Annotated in this window: 15 protein-coding genes and 1 pseudogene; 8 read left to right on the top strand and 8 right to left on the bottom strand. The window is 46.5% G+C overall.

Going from position 1 to position 14,682, the window contains the following annotated elements; translation table 11 throughout:
• The first annotated feature begins 4 nt into the window (after positions 1–4).
• Entirely contained in the window at positions 5–814 is an 810-nt protein-coding gene (locus tag ACUALS_RS14870; RefSeq protein WP_454449716.1) for an ABC transporter ATP-binding protein, read from the top strand.
• 342 nt (positions 815–1,156) lie between these two features.
• Positions 1,157–2,818 (top strand): methyl-accepting chemotaxis protein, encoded by a 1,662-nt coding sequence (locus tag ACUALS_RS14865; protein ID WP_454449715.1) that lies wholly within the window; start codon positions 1,157–1,159, stop codon positions 2,816–2,818.
• Between the two features lie 53 nt (positions 2,819–2,871).
• On the opposite strand, the gene ACUALS_RS14860 is transcribed toward ACUALS_RS14865, so the two are convergent.
• From ACUALS_RS14860 to ACUALS_RS14845, 4 genes are all read right to left on the bottom strand, one after another.
• Complete coding sequence (locus ACUALS_RS14860) at positions 2,872–3,420, bottom strand: adenylate kinase (protein ID WP_454449714.1); 549 nt, start codon at positions 3,418–3,420, stop codon at positions 2,872–2,874.
• Between the two features lie 72 nt (positions 3,421–3,492).
• Positions 3,493–5,541 carry an ATP-binding protein gene (locus tag ACUALS_RS14855; RefSeq protein ID WP_454449713.1) on the bottom strand — a complete coding sequence of 683 codons (2,049 nt, stop codon included), beginning with the start codon at positions 5,539–5,541 and terminating at the stop codon, positions 3,493–3,495.
• 40 nt (positions 5,542–5,581) lie between these two features.
• Complete coding sequence (locus ACUALS_RS14850) at positions 5,582–6,073, bottom strand: hypothetical protein (RefSeq protein ID WP_005469327.1); 492 nt, start codon at positions 6,071–6,073, stop codon at positions 5,582–5,584.
• 152 nt (positions 6,074–6,225) lie between these two features.
• Complete coding sequence (locus ACUALS_RS14845) at positions 6,226–6,930, bottom strand: NAD(P)-dependent oxidoreductase (RefSeq protein WP_454449712.1); 705 nt, start codon at positions 6,928–6,930, stop codon at positions 6,226–6,228.
• A 113-nt stretch (positions 6,931–7,043) separates the two neighbouring features.
• Between ACUALS_RS14845 and ACUALS_RS14840 the strand changes: the two genes are divergently transcribed.
• The 3 genes from ACUALS_RS14840 to ACUALS_RS14830 all read left to right on the top strand — a co-directional run bounded on the left by ACUALS_RS14840 (position 7,044) and on the right by ACUALS_RS14830 (position 8,578).
• Positions 7,044–7,931: a LysR family transcriptional regulator gene (locus ACUALS_RS14840; RefSeq protein ID WP_038212149.1), complete on the top strand. Its 888-nt coding sequence runs from the start codon at positions 7,044–7,046 to the stop codon at positions 7,929–7,931.
• 112 nt (positions 7,932–8,043) lie between these two features.
• On the top strand, positions 8,044–8,271 hold the full coding sequence (locus tag ACUALS_RS14835) for a hypothetical protein (RefSeq protein ID WP_038212151.1): 228 nt from the start codon (positions 8,044–8,046) through the stop codon (positions 8,269–8,271).
• A 94-nt stretch (positions 8,272–8,365) separates the two neighbouring features.
• Positions 8,366–8,578: a hypothetical protein gene (locus ACUALS_RS14830; RefSeq protein ID WP_038212745.1), complete on the top strand. Its 213-nt coding sequence runs from the start codon at positions 8,366–8,368 to the stop codon at positions 8,576–8,578.
• A 59-nt stretch (positions 8,579–8,637) separates the two neighbouring features.
• On the opposite strand, the gene ACUALS_RS14825 is transcribed toward ACUALS_RS14830, so the two are convergent.
• Both ACUALS_RS14825 and ACUALS_RS14820 read right to left on the bottom strand, forming a co-directional pair.
• The gene (locus tag ACUALS_RS14825; RefSeq protein ID WP_454449711.1) at positions 8,638–9,516 is read right to left on the bottom strand and encodes a 6-pyruvoyl trahydropterin synthase family protein; all 879 of its coding nucleotides are present in this window, start codon (positions 9,514–9,516) and stop codon (positions 8,638–8,640) included.
• 283 nt (positions 9,517–9,799) lie between these two features.
• Positions 9,800–10,624, bottom strand: coding sequence for an AraC family transcriptional regulator (locus ACUALS_RS14820; protein WP_038188076.1), 825 nt, complete (start codon positions 10,622–10,624; stop codon positions 9,800–9,802).
• A 109-nt stretch (positions 10,625–10,733) separates the two neighbouring features.
• Here ACUALS_RS14820 and ACUALS_RS14815 point away from each other — a divergent pair, with 109 nt between their 5' ends.
• On the top strand, positions 10,734–11,210 hold the full coding sequence (locus ACUALS_RS14815) for a YHS domain-containing (seleno)protein (RefSeq protein WP_454449710.1): 477 nt from the start codon (positions 10,734–10,736) through the stop codon (positions 11,208–11,210).
• Positions 11,211–11,329: 119 nt separating this feature from the next.
• Here ACUALS_RS14815 and ACUALS_RS14810 read toward each other — a convergent pair whose 3' ends face one another.
• Positions 11,330–12,247, bottom strand: coding sequence for an NAD(P)H-binding protein (locus ACUALS_RS14810; RefSeq protein ID WP_454449709.1), 918 nt, complete (start codon positions 12,245–12,247; stop codon positions 11,330–11,332).
• Positions 12,248–12,330: 83 nt separating this feature from the next.
• Here ACUALS_RS14810 and ACUALS_RS14805 point away from each other — a divergent pair, with 83 nt between their 5' ends.
• Complete coding sequence (locus ACUALS_RS14805) at positions 12,331–13,224, top strand: LysR family transcriptional regulator (RefSeq protein WP_454449708.1); 894 nt, start codon at positions 12,331–12,333, stop codon at positions 13,222–13,224.
• Between the two features lie 57 nt (positions 13,225–13,281).
• On the opposite strand, the gene ACUALS_RS14800 is transcribed toward ACUALS_RS14805, so the two are convergent.
• Entirely contained in the window at positions 13,282–13,677 is a 396-nt protein-coding gene (locus ACUALS_RS14800; protein WP_038135438.1) for a hypothetical protein, read from the bottom strand.
• Positions 13,678–13,874: 197 nt separating this feature from the next.
• Here ACUALS_RS14800 and ACUALS_RS14795 point away from each other — a divergent pair.
• A pseudogene (locus ACUALS_RS14795) lies at positions 13,875–14,654 on the top strand (phosphotransferase family protein).
• Positions 14,655–14,682: the final 28 nt, after the last annotated feature.

The raw sequence follows: 14,682 nt of genomic DNA, 5'->3' as shown, positions 1-14,682 counted from the left end.
CGATATGAACGCAATCAATATCCAAGATCTCACTGTACGTTATAGCGATAAGCTAGTGTTAGACCAAGTTAGCTGCGCATTTAAAAACAATCACCTAACCGCATTAATTGGTGCAAATGGCTGTGGAAAATCAACGCTGCTCAAAACAATTAATGGCAATATTCGCGCTCAATCCGGCCAGATAACATTGGCTGATGGTCAAAACACATACCAAATAGACACCAAACTGTTAGCAAAAAGAATATCTATGCTGCCACAAACGCCCATTACCCCTGAAGGCGTAACGGTAAAACAGTTGGTCAGCTACGGACGTGCGCCGTACTTAAACTTTCTTGGTCAACTCAGTGATGACGACAAGGAACATGTCGACAAAGCGATGAAGCTCGCAGATATAAGTGACCTAGCTGATCGTTCGGTGTCCGCTCTATCCGGGGGTCAAAGACAACGCGCTTGGATAGCCATGGTGCTCGCACAAGACACTGAAACCATTTTGTTGGATGAACCCACCACCTATTTGGACATGTCACACCAATATGAACTTTTAGACATTGCAAGAGACTTAGTAGACCGCTATGGAAAAACCGTCATCGTCGTGCTTCACGATCTAAATCAGGCATGTCGATATGCTGACCAACTCGTGATCGTGCATAAACAGACTATTTATGACCAAGGCTCACCAAAAAAAGTATTCACAGAGCAGATGCTTTCTGAAGTGTTTAATTTAGACGCTAGAGTGATTGAAGATCCGGAGAGCAAAACACCAATGGCAATTCCTCGTGCTACACGCCAAACACCAACAGCGGCTCTTATCTAAACACTCTTACCCTATAAACCTTATGTGGGTGCGAAACCGCACCCTTTGTCATTTCCCACTCCACCTCGTAAACCAGCAAAAAAGCCACCGCTATACCGTCTCTAAGTGACTGACAAGAAAGAGCAAATGTGACAGCGGTCAATGTTCCCGCTGACCTAGTACTAATGTCTAATAACTGATGCCTAATTAATCATCAAGAATCACAGATGACTGCCGATAAATTAGCTAATCTTATGCACGATAAACTTAAGATTGACTACTATTAAATCTATAACAACAACTACTTTAACAACACTTAACGACAATTACTGTGTTAAGGCATCACGGAATCAGGATGTTTGTATGAGTCTTACTATCAAAAGCCGCCTCTATATTTTAGCACTTGTGCCACTGCTCGTTATTGCTTTGGGCATGCTCAGTTTTACGTACATCAAAACCAATGAACTGAACAACGAGCAAATCGAAATCACCCGCACCAACATGATGAACATGAAGAAGGCGGAATTAAGAAACTATCTGCAAATGGCAAAGTCTGCCATTCAGCCTTTCCTTGATAAAGGCGCTTCATTTGAAGAAGCGTATCCAACGCTGAAGACCCTAGAATACGGCAAAACAGGCTACGTATTTGGCTACGACTCCAAAGGGATTCGTCGAGTACAAGGGAAAAGCGAAGCAGGTATTGGCGACAATATGTGGAACCTGCAAGATAAGCAGGGGAACTACCTTATCCAAGACCTGATTCGCAACGCGAAAACGGGTGAGTTCACCACCTATTACTTTCCAAAACCTGGTGAAACGGTTGCCCTGCCAAAGCTGAGTTACTCCATTTTTGTTCCAGAATGGGATTTAATGCTTGGCACTGGCTTTTACACCGATGACATCGATGCGATCATTGCCGAGATGGAAGAAGCCACCAACAGCGCACTACAAACCACACTTTCCGCTATTATCGTTTTCTGTTTAGTTATCGCGATCATTGTCGCTATCTTCGCCGTTGCGGTTAACCGCACCATCATCAAACCGCTGGAAATGTTTGACGACTCAATCCGTTCGTTCGCTAGTGGTGATGCAGATCTGACAGCACGAATGGAAGATTTCAAGGCGCCTGAATTCGCCCAACTCAGCAAAAACTTCAACGCCTTTGTTGCCAGCCTGCAAAACATCATTCGTAGCGTGAGTGATGTTGGCCAACAAGTCGTGTCAGAAACAACCAATATGTCTCAGCGTGCAGCCAAAGTAGATGAGCTTGCGACAGGTCAACGTGAAGAGACAGAGCAAGTTGCCACAGCAATGACAGAAATGACCACCACGGCAACCGAGATTTCAAGCAACGCGAATCAAGCCGCTCAGTCAGCAAAAGAAGCGGACGATAATGCCAAAGACGCGCAAAATATTGTTAACTCTGCGGCTCAATCGGTGGAAGCGCTAGCAGAGGAAGTTTCGCAGGCTAGTGGCGTTATTTCTCGCTTAGAAGGTGATGTACAAAACATTTCATCGTCCCTAGAGGTTATTCAAGATATCGCAGAGCAAACCAACCTACTCGCTCTGAATGCCGCAATCGAGGCAGCGCGTGCAGGGGAGCAAGGCCGAGGCTTTGCTGTCGTTGCCGATGAAGTTCGTAAACTCGCGAGCCGCACTCAAGACAGTACGGGTGAGATCCATAAAATGATCGAGCAGTTAAAAGCCGCTTCTGACGACGCAGTAAAAGCCATGGAATCAAGCCAGAAACGTGGCGCGAGTACTGTTGAAGAAGCCAATGCTGCCGCTAGAGCATTGATTCAGATTCAAGAGTCGATTGGCACCATCATGGATATGAACTCCCTGATCGCAACGGCAACCGAAGAGCAAAGCCTAGTGGGTCAGGAGATTTCACAGCGTATTGTGGTAATTTCAGACCAAAGTGCCCAGTCTGCCGAACTGGCGAACGAGAACCGAGCAGGCAGCCAAGAGCTCAACCAAAGAGCTAACGAGCTATACGAATTGGTTGACCGATTTACAGTGTAATTTGAGCTTTATAAGACAAAGCCCGCGACACAGTCGCGGGCTTTTTTGATCAGCTATTGGGGGCAAGAAGGCTGTGTGATTTGCGACAGAAAAGCTTCGCACTCTTTCGGGCTACCAAGCCGAATAAAGTGGATGTGTTGATAATCAGGGTTGCGCATGTCGTCTAAGTATCGCTCTCGGTTTGAATGATACGTTCTTATTGTCCAGGCAATAATGGAGTCTTTGCTACAAAACGATTTTTGAAATGTCTCTCTATTGCCCGTATTTGGCCAAAGCTCTTGACCTGTCCACACTCGGTCAATCGCCCGCTTTACTGCTTGCAGCAAAGTTCGAGCGAAGGAGTAGTCAATCCAGATCACCGTATCAACATCTCTCCATTTGGTCTCACGAGTACGATTGTAATTACCATCCAATACCCAACTAGGGCAGTCTAACGCACGTTCAATATTAGAGAAAAATACCTCATCGCTAGACTCTTGCCAATTCGGTAGCCAGAAAAGAGTATCCATTTCGATATGCTGACAACCCAGCACTTTCGCAAGCTCGGCACTAAACGTCGATTTACCACTTCCACTGGTGCCAACCACATTTACTCTACGCATTTCAACTCCTTGTATAGGCAATAAAATTGGGGGCGAGAGTAGAGCACACAATAAACGGCGGTTCAACAGCTTTTATGCATATTTTTCGAGCATTTCACGCATCCAATCCAGTTGAAAGGGTTTCGCCAACACATCATCAAATCCAGCACTCAAGTACGCGTTCACATCACTGTCAAAGGTATTAGCGGTGAGTGCAATAATGGCTGAGTTTGGCGCGAGTTGATGGCGCGTGATCTGCTTGAGCGTTTCCAACCCATCCATAACGGGCATTTGAATGTCCATGAAAATCACATCAAATTCTTGGTCTTGCAGACAATCGAGACACTCTTGACCATTATTGACCATAGTCACGTCGACATTAAGCAGTGACAACATCTTCTGCGCGACGATTTGGTTAATCTCCATATCCTCAACCACCAGCACGCGCAAGGTACTTAAAAATGACTGCGAACTAGTGGCTGATGCCTGCGTTATTCCCGTTACCATCGAGCCAATGGCATTCGCAACAGAGAAAAAGTCGTAGGGCTTGCTTACTCTGAACACATCATCTTGGTCAAGGGTCATTGTCGCGTTACACAAAACAATATGATGGCAATTCGTCACTCCCTCTTGTGACAGGGTTTCTCTGCCTGAAAGATAAGTGAGCGTCACCTCCGCGTCCTCATCATACAAGTCCGCATTGATTAACTCACGCTTGATAAGGCGCTCAGCAAATTCGTTGGACGCCTGTACTCGCACTTTTTGCCCTGCCGCGGCGGTGGGGACTTTCGGCTTTTGTTCCATTAACATCACAGGAACTCGGACGGTAAAGGTCGTCCCTCTCTCCAGCTCACTCTCAACGTCGATTTTGCCTCCCATTAGTTCAATTAACGATTGGCTAATCGATAAGCCTAAGCCGGTTCCCCCGTACAAACGAGAAATAGAATCGTCCGCTTGGGTAAACTCGTTAAAGACCTGTCCAAGCTGCGCTTCGCTCATGCCTATCCCGGTATCGGAGACGGTCAGAATCAAGCTTTGTAATTGAGAATCCAGCGTAAGATTGACTTCAACATGGCCATGGTGGGTAAACTTTAGTGAGTTGTAGCCAAGGTTTGTAATCACTTGCAGCAACTTAGTTTTATCGGCCATAAGCAAATAATCAGCCGCTAATTGATGGGAAAAGAACACATCCACATCCTCTTTACCCGCCTCAACAAAGACGATTTTCGCGGCATCGATAAGTTCGCTGCAGTAGAAACGCTCCTCGTACAAGGTAACATTCCCTTGCTCGATCTTGCTGAGATCCAACACACTATTGATCAATTTCAATAAGTGCTGACCAGAACGATTGATTAATGACGCATAGTTTTTTACTTGTTCATCACTCGCAAGGTAATGCTCTTTCTGGCTCAACCCGATGATCGCATTCAGAGGGGTACGCATCTCATGGGACATGTTGGCTAAAAATCGCGCTTTCGCTATCGCACTTTGTTCCGCAAGCCGTCTTGCCTCTTCCAAATTCAACGTCCGCTCGGTTAAGTCTCGGCTTAGCTTGGTTTGATTAAAGTACAACCACGAAACGATCAGAATCATCGCAATGGTACACAGCAAAATAATACCCAAATTGAAAAACTGTTCCTTGTAGATATCTTCTTTGTGTTGATTAAACTGCAACTGGTCTTTTTGAACTTGGGAGATAAAGTCGGAGAGATAGCTGTTGAGCATCACGTAGATATCATCCACTTTTTGAGAAGCAATTTTAAGGGGCTGACTGTTGTCTAGCGTTATCTGCTGGATCAACGCGGATGAAACTTCCAACTGGGAGACGATTTTTTTCAGTATGGTAACGTCACCATATTGCTCGTGAACATTCAATGTCCGCCTAGCGTTGAAATCTTGCAGTATGCTGGATTTATAGATCCTCGCTTTTATCTGCAAACTTCGTAACGCTTGAACTGATGGCGCCAGTTCAAAACGCTGCAACTCCGCTTTTAACAACAGCACCTTGTTTTTGGCGGACATATTATTATTCACGATGGTGACGTAAGGCTGTGGAGAAATGTTGCGAATTTCGATCAACGAAGAGAAGAAATTCACAATCAATAAAATGAGCGCAAAACACAGTGCTCCGATCGCAACCATAACAATTCGCCGAACATGTCGGTGTTGACTTACCCGTGTGCTATTCAACAAACACTTCCTTCACTTGCCAAGCTGATAAGCTGTAATAGAAGTCGTTTCTCAATTCAGGGTATTCACTAAATGGAAACACGACGAACAATGGGCCTTTGTCATCAAGCGTCATTTTGTTTCCTGCTTCATGGGTTGCCAGTAGGACGCCGTATTTCTCTATATCGCTGACGGCTATCCTCACTACATAATCATCCCACGCAGTAATACGAACATGTGTACCTTTTGCACCCACATAATCAAGCAAACTCTTGATCGTCGGGCCACGATACTCCACTGCTTGACTGACAACATGATTGCTTGTCTTGATACTTTGGATATCTAGCGCTTGCAGCATTTGCTCATCAAACACAACGCCATCACCGGTATTGAGTTGGCTCAGATTGCCGTTGACCCACAAAATGGGCTCACCTTGTGGGGTGGGTATACTGTATGCGTTAAAGCTCACCACCAACGTTAATAATGTAATCAGCCGATGAATCATATTTATGCTCTTCCTTAAGTTAGTGACCGAAAAGACGCTCTAACAAGTATAGACAAGGAAAACCCACTACCTAATACGATTGCCTAATTTTCAAATATTTACTTACCCCCTTAATGACAATCGTCCGCACACTGAGTAACGAAAATGGTGTATCACTCGACGTTATAGATGACTGGCGTTTTAGACTGCCATTGTTGCCACAGAGAGTCGTCCAACACCAACTGACATAGCGCGTGAGCAACATTAATTCGACTCGTCTCCCCTGCGTTAAACAATGCGCTCCGTGTTGGGCTAGAGTGCCATGAGTATTCGCTGACCTTGGCCCTATCAATTAACGTGTCTGGGCGCACCATCACCCATTGGAGAGCGTGATGGCGACTTCCTTGACGTTGTAGAAACTGCGCTGCACGCTCATTGTCGCGATGAGGAGGGAGCAGCCAACGCAGCAAGACATTAATCGATCGTTCTAGCGATGGAACAGACTCTTTTAACAACACGTTGCGAACGCCCGTCGAGCTCATTAATGCGATCTTAAGCGGTTGCTCTCTCTTGACTGAGAGTAAAGATGCCACTCTCTGTAGGCTATCTCGGACAAGCATTCGAGGTGCGCCATACACGCCTTGCAACGTCAGGTTATGGCCTAAACAACAGACAAGCGCATCACTGTCAGCCAGTAAGGACTCAAGCTGTTCACTCTCCATTGATAAAGCGGTTTCCTTAACCTGTTGAAGATGTGTATGCGCCTCTAACACACTTAAGTTTCTCACCAACGCAGTCACTTGGCACCCAGAGTCCAATAACTGCGCGACAACCAAACGTCCCGTTGCGCCTGTTGCGCCTAAAACCACCACTTTCATCGCCATTTCCTTCATCTATTGGATGAGCAGTCAGTGTAACAATTCAAAATTGTTTGGAAATCCACCAATAGTGTATAACAATCATTCATTATTGAATGGATTAGGAACGATTCATGGATTGGAAACACATTCAGTTTGATTGGAATCATGCTCGCGCCTTTCTTGTGGTTGCCGAGGAAGGGTCATTCTCGGCTGCCGGACGAGCGCTCAATATGAGCCAGCCAACGCTTGGGCGCCAAATTGCCGCCTTTGAGCACGAGCTAAAACTCACGCTGTTCGAGCGAGTAGGCAAGAAACTGGTACTTACCGACAGTGGCCAAAAACTCTATCAGCATGTGAGTCACATGGCCGAGTCCGCCAACCAACTGTTACTGACGGCCCTTGGCCAAGATGAAAGCATCGCGGGCAAAGTGAGTATTTCTCTTACCGAGCTCGATGCGTTTTTTCGCTTTCCGCCGTTAGTCAGTCAGCTTAACGAGTTAGCGCCAAACATCGATATCGAATTGATCGTCTCCAATCAAGTCAGCGATTTGAAACGTCGAGAAGCGGATATCGCCCTGCGCTATCAAAGGCCCACCGACCTTGATCTGATTGCCAAAAAAATCGGCCGGGAGACCGTGTACCTTTATGGGCGCAAAGAGTTGGTCAACAGCTTTGAAGGTAAGTCACCGAACGAGGTCGCTAACGTCCAGATCATCGGCTTTGATTACACTGACCATCTAACTCAACACCTCAAGCACTCGAACTGGCAACTCAAACACAATCCATTTACTCTAGTGTGCAACAATCAATTGGTTCAATGGCAGTTGGCTCAACATACGCGAACGCTCATCCTCTTACCCGAGCACATTGCTCGCGCCCATCCAGATTTACGCATCGCGTTTAAAGAACACTTCAACCCTTTTGAAATCGATGCGTGGCTGGTGAGTCACCGCGAATTGCACACCAGTAAAAGAGTCCGTTTAGTGTATGACTTTTTGGCACAGCATATGGCCATCTAATATTGATAGAAAGCCACAACAAGTTTCCTCGTAGCTGTGACCTTACTAAATATAAGCTCAGCAATTATTTGTTAGCTTACGTATAAATTAAGGTAATAAAGTTGGATGCCGAATGCTGACAAATAATGAAACGCAATATTGCTCGCACTGTGATATGAGCACCAATCACATTGTGGTACTCGTCCGAGATGAGCCCAAAGCAAATAAAATCAAAGACTTCTTCAGCGGCTTTATTAAGAGCGCTGCAGTGGGCGCATTTGAGGCAACAATGGATGACTTCTCGCGGCATAGCATCTGCGAGAAGTGTGGTAAGAAGACCATCAATGACAATCTTACCTAACAATGATGTGGCAGAGAAACATGTCACCTTATATTCCCTTCGCTAGTTAGCTCTTGGAAAAAAGACTTTGAAATACTCTTATGGCCCAGATGAGATGGGCGCTTTTTGCTGCAACTGTAAGACAGTCACTCAGCATAAATACCATGCGTTTAGTCAAGAGCAACCTGCCAATGAAACCGCGACCCGAGGCTTTTTGTCCGGCCTGTTTTACGCTATCGCCAGTGCGTTAATGGAAGGAGCAGCAAGTGGTGATTACAAATGTACTAAGTGCGGTACCTATCTCAACACGCCTGACTATCTTGATTAAAAAAGGGTAAGTGACGAATCACTTACCCTTTTCAGTACTTTTGTATCAATCAAGAAAACTTAACGAAAAGCCATTGCACCTTTACCAACACCTTCATAGGCGATGATTTGCAAAGATTGCCCGGCGTCTAAAGTCGGTTTAACCTGATCAGCAATATAGCCTGCGAGCAGCTCAACGGTTGTATCTGTCGGCAGAATCTCGGTTTCAATCTTTGCAATGGCTAACTCAAATTCGCCTTGAGGCGCGGTATAGCGAAAGCCATAATGACTCTCATCAGTAATGGCGCTAGCGTTATCACTTAGATTCAGCGTATCCAGCGTCACTACGTCCTCTTCTGATCCTAAATAAATGTCTTCCCAACGCTGGGCAAACGCCGCTTCTCGCTCGCTGTCACGTTGACCATCCACCAAAATTTCTACTGGTGAGCGGTGACCGTGAGCAATACGCTGGCAGTTACCATCGTGCTTTTTCAGACCATGGGTATAGTGATAAAACGCCCCGTCGATATTCTCATGGCGTAGAGTAATCTCGATACCAGTCACGTTGCTTGGCAGGTTGTCACGAAGGATGTCATACACATGCTTGGTAATGCTCTCGATCGTAATCTTGTCAGAGTCAATTAAGCAGTAGGCTTCATTTGGGCAATGAAGGTGAAGGCTTTTCTCTCCGCGCAGTACATCGAGCGTTGCATAGCCCGCTTTGCTTGGTTGGAGCACAATGGCTGTGCTTTGCATAGGCACAAGCAGACGGTGATCGACAAATTCATCCACCAGATGCTTGATCTGCTTTTTAACGCGACCAAAGTCCAGCACCATACTCATCTCATTAAGTTCACCAGACATGGTGACGTCTAAAATCCAACTATCTCCTACGACCCCTCTGGTTTCACAGATGTATGAAGAATCGATAACGGTAAGATCTCTTACAAATAGGTTCAAGTTGAACTCCTTACTACTTAATGAGATACGGGAGGCTGATTAAATGTTCAGCAGGCACTTCGTCTCATTGATTAGGTTGAATGAATTAGGAGCGGCAGGATGGAACAACACCTTCGCAAAGTCCACCTTTTTCATGCCACTCACTTAAAGTAAACGTTTAAATGGCGTAATTTTCCATTAATCAAACTTTAGCAGTAACATAACCCTGCGAGCCGAAATGGAATAAAGCACAGCACAACTCGCCAAATATAGCAGAAAGCCCCTATCCCAAAAAGCAAGCACACTAGCCCGCTCTATCTTGCAACCATTGTCTGGGCGACACACCACAAACCTGCTGAAACGCTCGCGCAAAACCCGAGTAGCTGCTATACCCCACTTCATCGGCCACCCAGTTGAGAGGCTTACTTTGTAGCAGCAAGGACTGAGCCACCGAGATTCGCCATTTCTGAACGTACTCCCCTGGCGTCTCTCCTACCGCTTGTTTAAATGTCTCCGTAAACTGACTGCGAGACATGGCGGCTAATGCAGCCATCTCTGCAATTTGAAAATGACGAGCAGGAAGCTGATGCACTGCACTCACAACCGGCTCTAGACGCGGATGCGCCAATGCGGAAAACAGCCCTCGTTCGATTTTTTGTGCCTCAATAAGATAGCGGAAGATCAGCGCCATCAGCGTATCGCTCAATGTATCCATTAAAAACTGCTGACCTACGCTCGCGCTGTCTGACTCTGTAAACAACATATCGACAACCGACGTTAAACTCGGCGCAGACTCAAAGGGAATGACGATCAATTCCGGTAACGCAGACAACAAGGGGTTCATTTTCCCCGCTCGATACTCCACATTGGCGCAGACCAACTCTACACCTTCTCCAACCGCTTCAATCGTGTGGGGGGCACTACTCGGCAGATAAATGACACAAGGCTGGGTAAAGAGCTGGGCTGTCCCCTCGCCGTTAACCAGTTTTAAGTGACCCGCATTTAACACATGCAGATGGCCCTGATTGATACTGCGATCTTTGAATGAGGAGATGCCGCACAGACGCCCCGAATGAAACACGCCTGTGCGTATTGAAAAATGTTCCATCAACTGAGAAAGCAAATCCATGTAACCTCCGGACGATTCGCGCAGTTTTTCGGTTTTTAGTCCCTCTACAGACCGGAGAGGTCGGCTAATTTATTCATCAGAGATAACTCATACAGACAAGGAGCTTGTTATGTCTCACACCAAATCTACCGGAAAAAAATTGACGCTGATGACAGCGTTGCTCGGTACTAGCTTTTCACTGATGGCAGCGGATATCGATATGAGCGTAGACGCGAACGATCTTGCCATTAAAGGCTATGACCCTGTCGCTTACTTCACCGAAGAAGGCGCCGTTCAAGGTAATCCACAATTTACCGCCACATACAAAAATGCCATTTACCATTTCGCGAGTAGTGAAAACCGAGATCAGTTTAAAGCCGATCCACAAGCGTATGCACCGCAATACGGTGGCTACTGTGCATTTGGCGTAGCAATGGGTAAGAAGTTTGAAACCGACCCACAAGCGTGGAAAGTGGAAGATGGAAAACTCTATTTGAATCTTGATAAAAGCGTCCAGAAACGCTGGTTAGAAGATACCCAAGGCTTCATTCAAGATGCCGACAGCAACTGGCCGACCATTAAAACAGTCTCGGCAGATAAGTTGTAATTCGGCTCCTACTGCCTTTCTCCCCTTTCCTCCCACGGAAACGCTGGCGCTTTTCCGTGGGCTTTTTGATTACGCTGTGAAAGTCTACGTATGACGTGGTAAGTGAGCCGAGTTTGAGCCTATTGCCCCGTTTGTAGCGTGAGTAATATCTCGGAAAGCGGTGTGGACTGGAAATTCTCCCCAAGCGCCTTTCTCATCTTTTTACCACTCAAAATTACTGGTTGTTGCCACAAATATCGCATCTTAACCACTTCGCCAATTACCGGCTTAAACAGACCAATGACTTTTAGCAACCACCAAGAAAAGCGCGTTGTTTTGAGCAACTGACCATTGGCAAGAAAAGCCTGCTGCCAATCCTTTTGACTCAGTGTTAATCCTTCGTCATGCCAGACTTCAAAACGCGATTGTGGGAGCGACATCAGCTTCGCAGTATTTGCGCAAAAGTCAGGAAGATAACACCAGAAATGCTCATGCTGCTCATCATGAGGAAACTGCATCGTAGCGCGATCCTGTTTTTGCTTTAAGATGGCATCGAGCCAACCGAGCTGTGTCTTTGGCCCAATGTAATCCCCAGCCCGCACAATGGTAGTACTTGCTCCTTGCTGACTCGCCAAACGAAGCCTCTGCTCCATGTTCACGCGGATAACGCCTTTCTCTGTAACAGGGGACATCGAGGTATCCTCTGTGATTGGCTCAGAACTTGGGGCGAAGTTGTATACGTTGCCAGGAAACAGCAAGCGCAGATTGTGCTTTTCCGCAACTCGAACCGATGGTTCTAACAGCCTAAGCGCATCTTGTGGCCAACGGTCAAAAGTGGGATTAACGCCGTAAACAATCAAGTCAACGCCAGCCGCCGCTTGCTCAACAGCCTTCTCATCACTGGCATCACCCAGCCAAACATTCTCTGACGAGACCCAATTTGGCGCTTTCGATTTATCTCGGACTAACGCTCGTATTTGCCAGTTTTCCTCATGCAAGGCCATTGCCATCTGCGCGCCAAAATTACCAGATATTCCTAAAATTAGTGCAGTTTTCATCTTGTTCCCTCCAGTCGATAACACTATTCTAAGATTCACCTGGGAATAATAAAGCCGTATTAATTACTAGTGGATATGCAAAAATGAATAGCAATTGGCAATGGTGGCACTACTTTCTGGCGATCGCCGAGCACGGCAGTCTCAGCCAAGCGGCAACTTGGTTAGACGTCTCTCAGCCAACCCTGAGCAGGCAACTACAGCTTATGGAAAAGCGCCTTGGACAACCCCTATTCGATCGCAGTACGCAAGGCTTAACACTGACTGGATTTGGCGAAAGCTTATTGGAAGAGTGCCGCAACATGCAAGCCAGCGCAGAGCGTTTAGCGCGTCTTGCGGCGGGGCAAGCAACATCACTGAGTGGACGAATTCGACTGGCAGCAAACGAACTGATAGCGCTGCATTATCTGCCTAAGATTTTGCCTCTTTTCATGGATACCTACCCAGAAGTGTCACTCGAAGTGGAAGTCAGTAATCAAGTCAGCAGTCTGGATAAGCGTGATGCGGACGTGGCAATTAGAATGTTTCCACCCACACAGCAAGACTTAATCTGTCGACGTCTGTTTGACATCCCTTTGGGCTTTTTCGCAAGCAACGACTATTTGCGCGTCAATGGCACGCCAGATAACGCTCAAGCGCTATTTCAACACCGAATTATCGGCTATGACCGAGACCGACAATTTGAGAAAGGTGGGCAAGAGTTGGGTTGGCAAATCCGCAATGAACAATTTCTCTTTCGCACCGATTTTATGCCAATGCATCTAGAATTAGCCCGAAATCACGGCGGCATTGCGGTCTCGCATAAACACTTGTGTGAAGAGCTCGGCTTGCAAGAGATCAAGGTTGGCATCGACATCCCCAAACTTCCCCTGTACCTAGCGTGTCACCGAGACGTTCAACACAATAAGAAAATTCGTGTACTGATGGACTTTTTAGCTGAGCATCTACCAAAAACTTATCGAGAGACTCACAACAGCTAGCCTAATTTCAGGGGAGACAATCGCTCAAGTTTGAGAACGGCAATCATGGAAAGGTAGCTACTGGACGTAGTCTTCCGGAAGCAGAGCCTCTCCCTGACTTTCGGCCAGATACATCAAGGCATCAATCACTCGCAACGGCGTTAAGAGCGTCTCATCGTTGCAGTCTTCAAGTTCAAAAGCAAGGTAGAGGTTATTACTCTCAACCTTGAGGAACAAATTGCCTTGTGGTGCGCGTTCTTGTGAGAGAGCAAACACGCCAACACCAACAAAGTGTGAACAGCTGCGATTACTGGTCGCGTAAATATCGCACCGGAGCTTATGGGCGAGCGTTAGAAAATCAAGCGCTAAATTGAGTTGTTCATCCGAGACACTGTCCACTTCAATCATCTGTGTTTCCTTGCAGAAACGATCCAAATAGCGCAGCATATCGTCAATATTGTTGTTAAATAGCATGGTTTATTGCCCGTCGTGTGGAGTTCGCAATTGTACCGCGAATGCCGGCCATAACAACATTCATGTGCAAGCCCCCCCTTCAATCGCAATCGTACCTATTGAAAAATAAGCACCCGCTTACGTTAAAAAAATCTGTTATATTCGCTTATCACTCAATACGACAGAGAGCGATATCCAGCGCGACAATAAGGATACCTATGAACAATCAAGATTTATCTCGAATGGGTGCAGCCAGAGTCTCTATTGAGATGATTGACGGCGTCGAGTGCATCCGAAAACGTGGCGCTTCTGAAGTGGAAATCAATCTTTATCAAACCGCCGCTCCACATCTGACTGGCGTAAACATTCCAGCTCTAGTTAAACTTGATGAGAAAGATCTCTATATTGAGCGGGTGCCCAACCCAATATCTTTAACTGCTCTACGCTCAAAGCCTAGGGAGCTGTTCTCTCAGCTGGCGAGCCTTCATCACTCCAACTATTCGCCCCCGTTTCCTGTTAAAACGCACCAATGGACAACAGAAGCGACGGAAGACGCTCTCAATGTATTACGCCTTCCAGAGCACCACGCGTCGAAAGTTATCGAGATACAACAGCTGTCGTCATGCTTATTTCAGCAGCCAAACCTAATATCTGGTGATACCAATGACGGGAACTGGGGGACAAGAGCCAACGGTGACCTTGTGTTGTTCGATTGGGAATGATTCGGGAAGGGAAGCCCTGCTATCGATCTCGCTCCCTTAGTTGCTGGCCTTGGGACCTTAGAAGATTATAGAGAGATCATTCGGCAATATACTCAATACAGCACGTTGTTGACGAAACAAGAGCTTGAAAGACACCTTGTCATCGCGAAGTGTTGGATCATCATTGAAGTTGTCAACATTCTAGTCAGCCGCGACAACTCCGATAAAGAAAAATACATCACTTGGTATCGCAACCACATACCCGATTGGCTCGATAGAGTAATGCATGTGTTGTGATTTCACCCCGTATGTTCGGCGAAATTTA

It is taken from the genome of Vibrio sp. NH-7 (genome assembly GCF_053643215.1).
This window is presented reverse-complemented; position numbering and strand designations above follow the sequence as displayed.